The following is a 12,210-nucleotide window of genomic DNA, read 5'->3' on the forward strand; positions in this document are numbered from 1 at the left end:
AAACATCGTGGATTACGACGGTGAGCAAGTCACCTTCCGCTACCAGGACAGTCAGACCCGGCGCTGGCAGACCATGACCGAACCGGCGAGCCGGTTCCTCTGGCGGGTTCTGCAGCACGTCCTGCCCAAGGGGCTGCGACGGGTGCGGGAATACGGGTTCCTGCACGGCGGTGCCCGCAAAACCTTACACCGGTTGCAGTGGCTCTTGCGGGTCGCGCTACCCGGGATCGTCACCCAACCCCGGAAACAACGCATTTGCCCCTGCTGTGGCGAGCCCATGGGCATCACGCTTTGGCGGCGCCCCTGCCGGTGGCCCGTGCCGACAACCCGGCGACGATGTCTGGCATAGGCCTACATCCGTCCGACATGCACCTCACAGGGAGGGATCAGAGCACCCTATGACACCACCACCAGGACAGATCGGCTATCGGTTCCACCGAGGGTCACGGGAACCTCTGGCCTGACGGAAATGACCGCCCAATGCCAGGGCCAAAGCACCTCTCAGTTCGCCGACGATATTTCCTTAATAGAGAAGCACCGGGCTCGTCCAACACCGGATCAGGTCGCGGCTGCGCGCGACCTATCCTTATTTGTTAGATCTCACCGGATACGCCGATCTTCCGCCATACGCTCGCAAGCCAAGGCTGTTGCTCGAGCGGTAACCCCGTTGGACGATAGTAGTACTCCAGCTCCGCGAACGCAGCCCTTTCAAGAAATGCGCGCCATGCTGCCAGGTCGTGATACACCCCATATCGCCCGCGATTCCAGCCCTCCTCGTTATTTCCCCGGGGGTTCGAGGTGAATAGCACCCCATGGGGCTTGAGCGCCGCGTGCAACTCGCTCAATACACGCGGTAACTCTTGGCGTGGCACGTGGAACAGAGAGGCGTTTGCAAAGATGCCGTCGAAGCGGCCGGCGGGAAGCTCAAGCGCGAGGAAATCCTGCTCCCAGACTTCGCAGCCGCTGTGCTCGCGTGCCATGGCCGCAAGCGGCGTGGAGCCTTCGAGGCCGATCGGCTCGTGGCCAAGGGCGCGAAACGCCGCCAGGTCACGCCCAGGGCCGCAGCCGAAGTCGAGTATGCGCAACGGTGGTGTACCGCGAACGTGCTGCAGCAACGCCGCGATATTCTGCTTCACATCGTGGTCGCGCGTGCCTTCCCAGAACTCGGCAGCGCGCTCGCTGTAGTGTTCGAGCGTCTTGTCGGTGATGAGTGCCATGTCGTCGAGGATCTGTATCATCGCGATTCTTCGCTTCCCTGATGAGCTCTAACGCTTGCAGCATGCGCGCCCTTGGAATGGAGCCGAAGGCGCAATGGAAAGGGCGTCGCCATGCCTGCACTGGTTATGTTTTCTTGATATTAACGACGTTTTCTCAGCCAACTCGAAGAATCGATATGGACAAAATAGCCAAAGTCGTCGGTTGGGCTCTCAGATTGCGCAGCAACAAGTTTTTCTCCGCAATATGGGCAGAATTTGATTTCGACGGCAGTCATCCAAATCATTTCGCCAACTTCTTCAAGATAATGGTTTTCTTGTAAATCATCCTCTGTCGCCAGTCTTTCGACAAATAAGCACCAGCCGAGGTCGTCGTCCTCGAAAAAGCCTGAGCCCGACCGCACCGCTACACCATTCTTTGGCATCTGATCGCAGTCATGTATGAGGTTTTCCAAGCTATCCATTAATTTCGTCCACAAACACCTGTCTTTCTAATGCATCCGCAATTGCGAAATCCAACCGTGCGAGCAACTCCTCGAACGATTCATTAGGTCGCCTGGATAACATTGCGAGGCACTGATCTTCATCAGACGCCGTAGCTGCACAGCGAATTGGACCAGCCCTTCCTTCCGATAGAAATTTCGCCTGAGGTATCAATCAACATTTCAATATTTTCAAATTTCATATACGAGAATCAGACTCCTTAAAAACATAACGCCAACAGCACGCGCGGCTGAGAAATGGAGGCGAAGCCGCAATGCAGTAGCCGTCGCCGTGATTGTTATGTTCTGGGTGCGCTTAGGCAGACAGGTGTCCGACAACGCTGCCGACTCCGATAGCCCACATAGTTTCAAACATGGAGCTTAAAAAAACGCGAGTTCGGTCAGTTAATGTTTTTACCATAGACACCCCCTTTTCACTGTTGCTGGTAGCCGGCAGGACCACGTTTGCGCTGATGTATCTCAGTAAAATTAATAAAAGGGCTACGGAGCCAACAAGCGCCAGGGGAATCGAACCCCAACCTGCTACCCCTGTCAGCCTAAACACACTCATTTTTGCGACTATTTCTTATCCTTGGGTGGCATCGGATCGTTGCCATGACTATCCGGATTTTGAATGCTCCCATCTTTCTTATGAACCACAAACTCGGATTCCTGATTCCGACTGACCTCGCGACCATAATCAACGGCGTTTTGCTTGGTGTCAAAATGCTTGATGGCCCGTTCACCACCGCCTTTTTTTAAATCCCAGCCGCCGTCAGGGTTGGGAACTACTTGATGTGTTTTTCTAGGCATCGCCATTCTCCTCTTTGAACATAACACTGAGATAACTGGCGCGGGAGCGCGATAGCGGAGAGAGCCAAAAACAGAATGCTTTTGGCGTCCAGTTGACCAAATTGCTAAGCATCAAAATGTTCTATATGACTGACGGAATCGGTGATTTGCAACCCAGTTGTCCATATAGCTGCACTTAAGCAGCCTGTTTATTACGCTCAATTTCCTGCAATTTTCCAGGGTTGAGCGATACGGCTCCGGCGACTGCCCAGTTTCGAGTATCACCAGACCAACGCCTAGGATTCAGACTCTTTGCTCGTTCATAAACCGCTTCACGTTTGGCTAACAACTCTGCATCAACACCCTGGTGCCGTTGTGCGGGCGTCACGAAGTTGATGCCGCTGTGCAGGTGCTCTTCGTTGTAAGCCTGCTCGAACAACAGCATCCATTTGCGCACCGCCGTTAGTGATGAAAAGCCCTTGGCTGGCCATTTTGGACAGTACTTTAGCGTCTTGAACAACGACTCTGAGTAAGGGTTGTCGTTGCTTACTCTGGGTCGGCTGTGAGACATCAGCATACCCAGGTCTGCCAGCCGCGCTTTCAGCGTGTAGGACGTCATCGGCGCGCCGTTATCTGAGTGCAGCACCGGTGGGTTTTGCCAACATCTCTCGCGTAACAGAGCTCGATCAATGAGCTTTTTGGCAAGCTCGCCGGACTCTGATTCGTGGATTTCCCACGCCACGATTTTGCGACTGTAGATGTCCATGATCAGGTACAGATACCAGTGCTGACCGCGCACCTCTGAGGGGCAATAGCTGATGTCCCAGCTCCACACCTGGTTCGGGCCTGTGGCGGTAAAGCTGGTGGGCTCAGGGACCTTGCGCGGCGGTTTCATGCGGCCCCGATGATTCACTTGCTGGTACTTTTTGAGCACTCGGTAGAATGAGGACTCAGAGGCCAGGTAAAGCCCTTTATCAGCCAGTCGAGGCACGATCTGGGACGGTGGCAAGCTCTGGTACTCCCGTTCATTGCAGGTGTCTAGAATGGCCGCTTCTTCAGCGTGAGTGAGCTGGTGTGGCTGCACAACGCGCTCCGCTTGCGGGCGTTGATCTTCCGCTACAGCGCCATTAGCCTGTCGCCAGCGCTTCAACGTGCGCTGACTCAGCTCCATCAAGTCGGCCGCCTTGTACCGGGCTGCGCCACTGGCGACAGCTTCGTCATAGTCGTTTAAAAGCCTTGTACGTTCGGTCAGCGGTGTTAACTGTCCTCGCTGTCCGGGTCCTCGCCGTACAAGGCTTCGAGCTTTTTTGACAGCACCAACAATGAGGTCGTTTCTGCCAGAACCCGATCCTTACGGCGCACTTCCGCTTGCAGCTTCTTGATGGTTTTGCGGGCATCACGCTGCTGCTTCTGAGCGGCTTTCCCTTGCCCTTCTTGCAGACCGGCACCGTGTAGGCAGGCGTCTTTCCAGCGTTGTACCTGCTCGGGATACAGACCTTTCTGGCGGCAATACGCACTCAGTTCAGCTTCGGACATAGACGCCGTTTCGATCACGACGGCTAACTTGGCATCAGGAGACCAATCGTCTCCAGCATTACGATAACCCGGCACAGGCACCCCTTGTTGTCGACACTGTTTTAACCAATTGTACAGAGTCACATCCGATAGGCCTTCCTCTGCGGCCACCTGCACCACACTGCGGTTCTGCGGAGGTAACAACTTCTTCAACACGGCCGCTTTACGTTCCTCGGAATAACGTGGCATGACTGCTCTCACTCCGCCCAATCTGACATGAATTTAGGCGAAATCGCCAACTGGACAACTAGGCTGGCAGAGGGGGGAATTAAAACCGACCATAATCGGATCTCCTTTTACCGCCCCCCTGAATGGCAAGCAAACAGCGTATCCTGCTCCGGCCTGTATTATCGCTATAACTGGCTGGTTTCCCTCTTTATAATAGGAGTCGGCGGGATCACCTACCTGAGCAGCCATCTCCTTACCATTATGACGATACATCAACCTATAAATTCTGGGCTCCGGTATTGTGCCATGCACAAATGCCTCGATGCTTTTTAGATCACTCTCAGCTTCTTTCTTATTTTCGGTGTATGGCAAAAAAAACTTCATATAATTCTCCTATTTTGCTGTCGTATAATTAGTTAGACAGCATGGAAATTTTTTTTCCAGCCTTGAGAAAGTGACCTAGTTCGGTGGGTTGCCTAACGCCGATGGTAACCGGCACCGAAGCGCCGATTGATCGCTTGGTTATGTGATGCTCCGGTGACGAGATTCCAATCAATGGCTACCAATCATTATCTTCTGTGCGTTCCATTGCGATTTCAAAAGAGTTAATAAGCTCGTCAATGTCGCGCTTGGCATCCTCTTCTGTGTAAAGTGTGTAAATGTTCCCTTTTGCATAGGAAAACGATTCTGGAGTGACAGAGATCTTGGCAGCGTCATCTTTTACTCTAACTTTGATAGTAGCGTAAGCACGTCTTGCGGGGCCACTACCGGCGTTAAAAACCGTCCCGAGAAGATATCTACCTGATATAGTTCCTGATTCTTTATCAGTGAACTGAATCACCGATTCCGCATTATTAAATGCCTCGACCATCCAGTTATTCGCTCGAACATACAAAGTATTTTTCTCTGCGCTAGCAACGTTTACAACTTTTTCAACAGGAACACTCTCTGTGGTTATCGTTGCACAACCTTGTATAAGTGCAAAAACCCCAACAATTATCAAAACAGCGATTTTTCTCATTAAAATTACTCCATCTTCAGGTTTTATAAAGTGCGAAATTCATCACACTTAGGGGATGTTTTCAAACACATAACGCCCGCGTAACAGGCTGGTTTGGAGCGCCAGCGGAAAACAAGTCCTTGTTGACGCGTTTGTTAGAACACTACTTGCTAGCATGGTAGGCCTTACTTTTTTCGAGCAATGGAAAGTCCAACAAGGGAACACCATACGAGAAACTAGGCTCTATTGATTCTCGCTTTGTTTTAGGGTTGAAATGTTGATGATCTGGACCGAATGGTACATCTGGATGGTCATCAGCTGAATCAATACGATGAACCTGCTTGCCGGAAGAGTTAAACAGCATGTATCCGTAGTCCGTTAGCGTGTTAAGTCGAAGCAACCATGACCAACCATCTTGCATTTCAAACCGAATGTGCCAGCCTCGCTTTCTCTTCTCCGGCTTATCGAATTGTGCATTCAAATTTGAAGCAATTATATCTGTTAAAGGGATGACCAAATCATCGGGAATATGATCTAACTTAATTAAGTCCAGAATATCAATATTTAGGAAAAATAGAGTGCCGAAAAATTTGAGTATACAGGGGTGTTCACTCGCTTCTAACCTATGAGTTTCGCAAAGTGAAATGGATAGCATGACAGTGCTATCCATTTCACTTTGTGTAGTAGTGGCATGGTGACCAGCTGCAGCCCCACAAACAGCACAACCATTTCCTTTTGTGACAAGCATTGCCTTATCAACAGCCGTGTTTGAAATCCGCCCATCTGCAAACTCAGTAAGGACGGAATTAACTCTTATCTGGTGTGCTTTCCAGTTTTTGAATATTTCAGAGTATTCAACTGAATTCAGAATATCTAATAATGAGGTTTCTGATTGAATATGCTTCCATGAGCCAATACCCCATGGTTTATCTCTTCGAATATCGTGATCTTTTGAGGGCTTATACCTATAAATCCTTGTATAGCCACAGTCTTGGTTAGGGTAAAAGACAGCCCACCCTCTACTTTCATCCTTTAGCCAAAATAGCTTGTTTGCTTCTTGAATTAGTCTTTCCCAGTATTGAATCTTATGAGTTACTAACTCCAATATGTGCTCTTTCCTTTTTGGAAAATCCAGCATATTCAGACTCATTACGCATATGTAACTATCCATTACCTTGGCAGTCACTTCTGCATCATTCAAAGACTCATAATTTTTATCTATAGATAGTAACGGTAACTGCATACTTTCCTTAGTGTTCTAACGCCAACAGCACGCGCCGTTGCGGAGTGGAGGCGAAGCCGCAACGCAGTAACCGTCGCCGTGACTGTGATTGTTAGAGCTTGCTCTCATGTTCAACGATTTCTCGGACAATTTGTTCCAACCGCCTACTCGACAGGCTCCCTGGTTTATATCGTGCGTCGCTTCCCGTTCCGGCCAGCGACGCGTTGAACAGTTCTACGATTTTTGCCTTTGTCCACCTCTTCTGCGTGGTAAGTGGACTTATTACTTCATGAGCGGGGAAAAAGCTCCAACCTTCTCCGGAAGAATCGATAACAATATACGACTCCTTGGCAGCGAACGACGACTGCTTGCAAAGACGACTGATCCTTTCTCCACTACGCGCACCCATGACTCTTTCGTCCGTTTCGATGAGAACCGGGTATTTGGGCTTACGAAAAAGATACTGAATCACAATGGCTCAATTCCTATGACTGCTGCTCTAACGCTGAGCGCACCGGCGACCTTGACGCAGCGAAGCGAAGACAAAAGCATCCGCGTGCCGCGTCTGGTTAGCTGTTTTCCAGCATGTAAACACGAAGCTGCCGTTCCTCCCTCATAACATAGAGGATGAACACATGACTCCCTTCTTCACGGTAGAAAACACGGCAAGGGAGCACGACAACTTCCCTGTAGATTGAATTGGGTAGCTCAGGTGGAGTTCGGCCGGATTGCGGAAAGTTTTCCAAGCGCTTCGTTTTTTCAAAAACTTTTTCAACCAGAGCGCTTGCAGCAACTACATTATCCAGAGCAATGTACTCGGCAATAGAATCTAATTCTTGAAGAGCTGGCTCCGTCCAGATTACTTCAGCCATTTACTCATTTTCTCCCTGGCTTCGTTTTGGCTGTACGTTCGTCCCTCCAGTACAGCACGCTCTCCCCGTGAGAGCCCTTCAAGTAGTTCCAGCCGGCGCTGCATAAACTCGTAATCCTTCACGTCAACGAGGTAAGCGGACGGCTGGCCATGCTCTGTAATCAGTACCGGTTCTTTTGATAAACGCAGGTCTGCCAGAATTTTTGTCGCTTGGCGCTTGAGGCTTGTAACTAGCTCAACTTTCATGGAATTACCCTGAATTAGTTTGATAGTGACACTATAGTATCACTTTTCAGGTGGCGCAATCCCAGCTAACGCTAGCAGCATGCGCGCCCTAGGAATGGAGCCGAAGGCGCAATGAAAAGGGCGTCGCCGTGCCTGCATTGGTTAGCACTTGTTGACGTCTGCGTATATGTTGATAATATACATTCATGATGAATTGGGCACAAATTGCTGGCTTTGACTGGAACGAAGGCAACTCCCGAAAAAATTCGGAGAAGCACAGCGTCGGCCAGTCTGAGGCGGAAGCCATTTTCTTTAATGAGCCACTCCTGGTGCTGGAAGACTCCAAGCATAGCCAGACCGAAGCCCGTTTACATGCCCTTGGTGAAACAGATGATGCGAGACTGCTGCACATTACCTTCACGCTAAGGCATAACGATACCCTGATTCGAGTAATTTCCGCTCGCGACATGCACCGCAAAGAGAGGGCTGTTTATGAGCAAGTTAAAAAAGACTCCTGAGTTCAAAACAGAAGCAAAAGAGCGAGAGTTCTGGGAGACTCACGACTCCTCGGACTACGTGGATTGGAGTCAGGCAAAACCGGCTTCTTTCCCAAAGTTGAAGCTCTCAACCAAGACTATCTCACTCCGCTTGCCCGAAACTCTGCTTGATCGGATTAAAATCGAGGCTAACAAGCGTGACATGCCCTATCAATCGTTGATCAAGGCTTGGCTTGCGGACGATGTGAACGACAACCGTCGGGCCTGAGATGCTAACGCTGAGCACAGCGGCGGCACGTCAGTGACGTCCGGCGGCCGTAGGCCGCGTACTGCTGCGATTTGTTAGCTGGGTGTAACTGACAGCCCAGCCCCTGGCACTCAAAGTGATAGCCTACTCCGCCGCTGCCCTTCCACCAAAATCCGCCGATGCACAGTGTCCTAAAACACCGCAGCCGATGCGGCGAACGAACCTGAACGCCAGATTACCAGGCGCAGACCTAAGTTTGCGTGGACGGCCCCACACGGCGAGCACCAAATTTTATGGCAATGCCGGTGAACGATTGAGCTGCCAAACTGATCACCGACTTAGACGGCCTTGGCGTAGCTGAAAGTTACCGGTTTTGCTACGAACCTGAGCCAAGGCCACTGGCACCAAGCCACCAAAAAGGCACCACATCAATCCAGCTAACGCCCGCAGCATGCGCAGCTTTGAAATGGAGGCGAAGCCGTAATGGAAAAGACGTCGCCATGCCTGCGATTGTTAGGAATATGCACCGGAGCTCCCTCTCTTAGTCGTCCTTCGCCTTACCATGCTCCCGATATGCTTGTACCACCTCTTTGGGCAGAAACACATACTCCAGTACTCATTCAAAATTTCCGGATGTAGTAGAGGGGTGCATTCACTGCATAGAGTGCCGAATGCATTCTGACCTGTTTTCGGATTGAGTTTCCAAAAAATAAATTTTGCCAAATCAGTGCGCTGCGAGAGGTATGCTCACGTTTATCTAGAATTTTTTCCAGCAGCCCACCAATGAGCTTGAATTTTTGTGGAGGGTGCTGATCGCTTGCTTCGATAGCATCTAGCTCTCGGCTGAGCATGTTCGCCACTTTTCCGCTAGGCAAAGTTACCTCGTGATCAAGCACCTTACAGTAGCGCCGTATTTCCCAAACAGCCTCGTCTAATTCGGCTAACTTAGGGCCTTTGATAAAATATGAGGACTCTAAATATCTGAATCGCCCAAAATCGGAAACATGCTTTATGAATTCGTCAGTAATCGGGCTTCTCTTCAACAGGAAGGGCAGTTTCCTGGTGTACTTGATAGCCTTATCGAGATCGTGGTTAATATCCTTCGCTTTTACCCGGTTGTAGAGAAGTATGGCCTTCAGATATTTCTCCAAAGCTTGGAGCGACTGCCAATGGAACTGAGAATACAAACCATGGCGGTACGAAAGCCTAGCCGCAATATAGTCTTGATCGGCTACATCTCGAAAACTTCGTGTAGCAAAATCGTTTATCAGAATGCGCTTTTCCATGGGGCTCAGCTCAATTTCCTAACGCTAGCAGCATGCGCGCCCTAGGAATGGAGCCGAAGGCGCAATGAAAAGGGCGTCGCCGTGCCTGCATTGGTTAGCACTTGTTGACGTCTGCGTATATGTTGATAATATACATTCATGATGAATTGGGCACAAATTGCTGGCTTTGACTGGAACGAAGGCAACTCCCGAAAAAATTCGGAGAAGCACAGCGTCGGCCAGTCTGAGGCGGAAGCCATTTTCTTTAATGAGCCACTCCTGGTGCTGGAAGACTCCAAGCATAGCCAGACCGAAGCCCGTTTACATGCCCTTGGTGAAACAGATGATGCGAGACTGCTGCACATTACCTTCACGCTAAGGCATAACGATACCCTGATTCGAGTAATTTCCGCTCGCGACATGCACCGCAAAGAGAGGGCTGTTTATGAGCAAGTTAAAAAAGACTCCTGAGTTCAAAACAGAAGCAAAAGAGCGAGAGTTCTGGGAGACTCACGACTCCTCGGACTACGTGGATTGGAGTCAGGCAAAACCGGCTTCTTTCCCAAAGTTGAAGCTCTCAACCAAGACTATCTCACTCCGCTTGCCCGAAACTCTGCTTGATCGGATTAAAATCGAGGCTAACAAGCGTGACATGCCCTATCAATCGTTGATCAAGGCTTGGCTTGCGGACGATGTGAACGACAACCGTCGGGCCTGAGATGCTAACGCTGAGCACAGCGGCGATCTTGGAATGGCGACGAAGGCGCCATGGAAAGAGCGTCCGGCGGCCATCGGCCGCGTACTGCTGCGACTGGTTAGAAAGTTACTGGCTGTGAGGATCCTTCCAGTGCCCCCTCGCTTGATACTGAAACTCTGAAATAGATTCTGCTACGCATCCTGAGTTTAGTTCCACTAACAACTCCCGCTGTGTCGCGCGCTTTGTTTTAATTCGATTAACATTGCCTGACAAGTCCAGTGAAGGCTCGGTGGCGAATTCTGATGGGAACGGAATTCTTACTTCATTTTCGTCACCAACTTCAAATTGCCCCTTGCAAACTTGATCGCCGTTACCGTACCTGAACCATTCACCATCAGAATTACTGCCACTTTCAATAATGCTATTGTGATTTACATGGTTCTGCACCAGCTTCAACAATTCATCTTGTGACGGTTGGGTTGCTGGAAGGCTATCAATAAGCGGTTGAGCCCACTCTGGTGCGGTCTTCGAAGATTGCCGATAATAAATGTGAGTTATCAACCAAGAGAGAATCGCACCGAAGAGAAACAAAACAAATTCCATACTCGAAGTACCTTTTTGAAACAAACTTTTTAACGCCAAGCTAAGCGGTGCCCGACTAGGGCATCCGGTGGACGGCCTTCAGGCCGGGAACGAACTTGAGCGATTGGTTAGCTGGGTATAACTGACAGGCCCAGCTCTTGGCACTCAAAATGATAGCCTACTCCGCTGCTGCTCTTGCACCAAAATCCGCCGATGCACAGTGTCAAAAAGCACCGCAGCCGATGCGGCGAATGAACCTGAACGCCAGATTACCAGGCGCAGGCCCAAGTTTGCGCGGATGGCCCCGCACGGCGAGCACCAACCTTTATGCCAACACTGCTGGCCGATTGAACCGCCAAACTGACCACGGATTCCGACGGCCTTGGCGTAACTGAAAATTACCGGTTTTGCTACCAACTCTGGGCCAAGGCCACTGGCACCGAACCACCCAAAAGGAACCACATCAATCCAGCTAACGCGAAGCTAAGCGGTGCCCTGACAAGGGCATCCGGTGGACGGCCGTCAGGCCGGGAACGAACTTAAGCGACTGGTTGAACGAAGCCGCTATGCGGCAGAGGTCAAATTCGACTGTACTTCTCTGACCCCTTCCATTTCGGAGGGCCTGTCAGGAGAAGTGTGATGAACGCTAACGAACACGCTCGTTTTCAAGCTCTGCACCAACGCTACCTCACCGAACTCACCCTGCGCGGCAAAAGCCCCAAGACCATCGATCTGTACACCCGTTGCCTGCGACAGGTCTGCGACTATTTCGAGACCTGTCCCGATCAGCTTAGCACCGATCAGCTCCAGCAGTATTTCATGCATCTGGTCGAGCATCGGTCCTGGAGTCTGGTCAAGATTGCCCGCAATGCGTTGCAGAGTTTCTATCAGTATGTACTGGGCAAGCCCTGGGAATACGTCCCTATCGTCAAGGCCCCCAAGGTTCAGACCCTGCAGGACGTGCTCTCCCTGAAGGAGGTCGAGCGCCTGATCAGTCGCACACGCAAACTCAGTTATCAGGTCTATTTCCTCACCACCTACAGTCTGGGCCTGCGACTGAGCGAGTCCCTGAACCTGACCATCGCCGATGTCGACAGTCACCTGATGCGGGTGCATGTGCGCTGTGGCAAGGGCAAGAAGGATCGCTTCGTGCCTTTACCGCTGATGACACTCAAGGCCTTGCGGCGCTATTGGGCCACTCACCGTCATCCAGACCTGCTGTTTCCCGGGTGGCACCCGCCGTATGCGTCGGTTGCCACCTCCGGCAAGCCCCGGGTGATGGCCCGGGGTGGGGTGCAGAAGGCCATCAAGCAGGTCGCCCTGGACTGCGGTATCCGCAAGCATGTTCACATTCACTCCCTGCGCCACAGCTT

The 12,210-nt window shown here is 51.0% G+C and carries 17 protein-coding genes; 6 read left to right on the forward strand and 11 right to left on the reverse strand.

From position 1 onward, the window contains the following. Nucleotides 1–7: 7 nt before the first annotated feature. Nucleotides 8–349, forward strand: coding sequence for a transposase (locus tag MELB17_RS22220; protein ID WP_227499013.1), 342 nt, complete (start codon nt 8–10; stop codon nt 347–349). 244 nt (nt 350–593) lie between these two features. Here the strand turns inward: MELB17_RS22220 and MELB17_RS22225 are convergent, their stop codons facing one another. From MELB17_RS22225 to MELB17_RS22280, 9 genes are all read right to left on the reverse strand, one after another. Further along, complete coding sequence (locus MELB17_RS22225; protein WP_007352610.1) at nt 594–1,238, reverse strand: class I SAM-dependent DNA methyltransferase; 645 nt, start codon at nt 1,236–1,238, stop codon at nt 594–596. A 119-nt stretch (nt 1,239–1,357) separates the two neighbouring features. Then, nucleotides 1,358–1,678 (reverse strand): hypothetical protein, encoded by a 321-nt coding sequence (locus MELB17_RS22230; protein ID WP_007352611.1) that lies wholly within the window; start codon nt 1,676–1,678, stop codon nt 1,358–1,360. Nucleotides 1,679–2,275: 597 nt separating this feature from the next. Continuing rightward, the gene (locus MELB17_RS22240) at nt 2,276–2,509 is read right to left on the reverse strand and encodes a DUF2188 domain-containing protein (protein ID WP_007352613.1); all 234 of its coding nucleotides are present in this window, start codon (nt 2,507–2,509) and stop codon (nt 2,276–2,278) included. Between the two features lie 175 nt (nt 2,510–2,684). Beyond that, nucleotides 2,685–4,252 (reverse strand): IS3 family transposase gene (locus tag MELB17_RS24260; RefSeq protein ID WP_085988694.1). Its coding sequence is split into 2 segments (ribosomal slippage): nt 2,685–3,764 and nt 3,767–4,252, totalling 1,566 coding nucleotides; the frame shifts between segments, so codons are not numbered across the junction. Nucleotides 4,253–4,285: 33 nt separating this feature from the next. Further along, nucleotides 4,286–4,615: a hypothetical protein gene (locus MELB17_RS22255; protein ID WP_007352614.1), complete on the reverse strand. Its 330-nt coding sequence runs from the start codon at nt 4,613–4,615 to the stop codon at nt 4,286–4,288. Between the two features lie 175 nt (nt 4,616–4,790). Continuing rightward, nucleotides 4,791–5,252 carry a DUF4468 domain-containing protein gene (locus MELB17_RS22260; protein ID WP_007352615.1) on the reverse strand — a complete coding sequence of 154 codons (462 nt, stop codon included), beginning with the start codon at nt 5,250–5,252 and terminating at the stop codon, nt 4,791–4,793. Between the two features lie 142 nt (nt 5,253–5,394). Beyond that, on the reverse strand, nt 5,395–6,474 hold the full coding sequence (locus tag MELB17_RS22265; protein ID WP_007352616.1) for a hypothetical protein: 1,080 nt from the start codon (nt 6,472–6,474) through the stop codon (nt 5,395–5,397). A gap of 548 nt (nt 6,475–7,022) precedes the next feature. Further along, nucleotides 7,023–7,325, reverse strand: coding sequence for a type II toxin-antitoxin system RelE/ParE family toxin (locus MELB17_RS22275; RefSeq protein ID WP_007352618.1), 303 nt, complete (start codon nt 7,323–7,325; stop codon nt 7,023–7,025). After that, nucleotides 7,313–7,570 carry a type II toxin-antitoxin system Phd/YefM family antitoxin gene (locus MELB17_RS22280; protein WP_007352619.1) on the reverse strand — a complete coding sequence of 86 codons (258 nt, stop codon included), beginning with the start codon at nt 7,568–7,570 and terminating at the stop codon, nt 7,313–7,315. The genes MELB17_RS22275 and MELB17_RS22280 overlap by 13 nt, the downstream gene beginning before the upstream one ends. 185 nt (nt 7,571–7,755) lie before the next feature. Here MELB17_RS22280 and MELB17_RS22285 point away from each other — a divergent pair, with 185 nt between their 5' ends. Beyond that, nucleotides 7,756–8,067, forward strand: coding sequence for a BrnT family toxin (locus MELB17_RS22285; protein ID WP_007348078.1), 312 nt, complete (start codon nt 7,756–7,758; stop codon nt 8,065–8,067). After that, complete coding sequence (locus MELB17_RS22290) at nt 8,042–8,314, forward strand: BrnA antitoxin family protein (RefSeq protein ID WP_007348077.1); 273 nt, start codon at nt 8,042–8,044, stop codon at nt 8,312–8,314. The genes MELB17_RS22285 and MELB17_RS22290 overlap by 26 nt, the downstream gene beginning before the upstream one ends. Nucleotides 8,315–8,913: 599 nt before the next feature. Here the strand turns inward: MELB17_RS22290 and MELB17_RS22295 are convergent. Then, a complete protein-coding gene (locus MELB17_RS22295; protein WP_007352620.1) occupies nt 8,914–9,579 on the reverse strand; it encodes a HEPN domain-containing protein in 666 nt (221 codons plus the stop codon). Nucleotides 9,580–9,717: 138 nt separating this feature from the next. Here MELB17_RS22295 and MELB17_RS22300 point away from each other — a divergent pair, with 138 nt between their 5' ends. Both MELB17_RS22300 and MELB17_RS22305 read left to right on the forward strand, forming a co-directional pair. Continuing rightward, nucleotides 9,718–10,029, forward strand: a complete 312-nt coding sequence (locus tag MELB17_RS22300) for a BrnT family toxin (RefSeq protein ID WP_007348078.1) — start codon at nt 9,718–9,720, stop codon at nt 10,027–10,029. After that, the gene (locus MELB17_RS22305) at nt 10,004–10,276 is read left to right on the forward strand and encodes a BrnA antitoxin family protein (RefSeq protein ID WP_007348077.1); all 273 of its coding nucleotides are present in this window, start codon (nt 10,004–10,006) and stop codon (nt 10,274–10,276) included. Before MELB17_RS22300 ends, MELB17_RS22305 begins: the two co-directional genes overlap by 26 nt. A 105-nt stretch (nt 10,277–10,381) precedes the next feature. Here the strand turns inward: MELB17_RS22305 and MELB17_RS22310 are convergent, their stop codons facing one another. Then, nucleotides 10,382–10,858: a hypothetical protein gene (locus MELB17_RS22310; protein WP_007352621.1), complete on the reverse strand. Its 477-nt coding sequence runs from the start codon at nt 10,856–10,858 to the stop codon at nt 10,382–10,384. A gap of 618 nt (nt 10,859–11,476) precedes the next feature. On the opposite strand from MELB17_RS22310, the gene MELB17_RS22320 reads away from it, so the two are divergent. Then, nucleotides 11,477–12,210, forward strand: a 734-nt coding sequence (locus MELB17_RS22320; RefSeq protein WP_007352623.1) for a tyrosine-type recombinase/integrase, incomplete at its 3' end; no start/stop codon positions are given.

It is taken from the genome of Marinobacter sp. ELB17, from assembly GCF_000169375.1.
In the GTDB taxonomy this organism is placed as follows: Bacteria; Pseudomonadota; Gammaproteobacteria; order Pseudomonadales; family Oleiphilaceae; genus Marinobacter.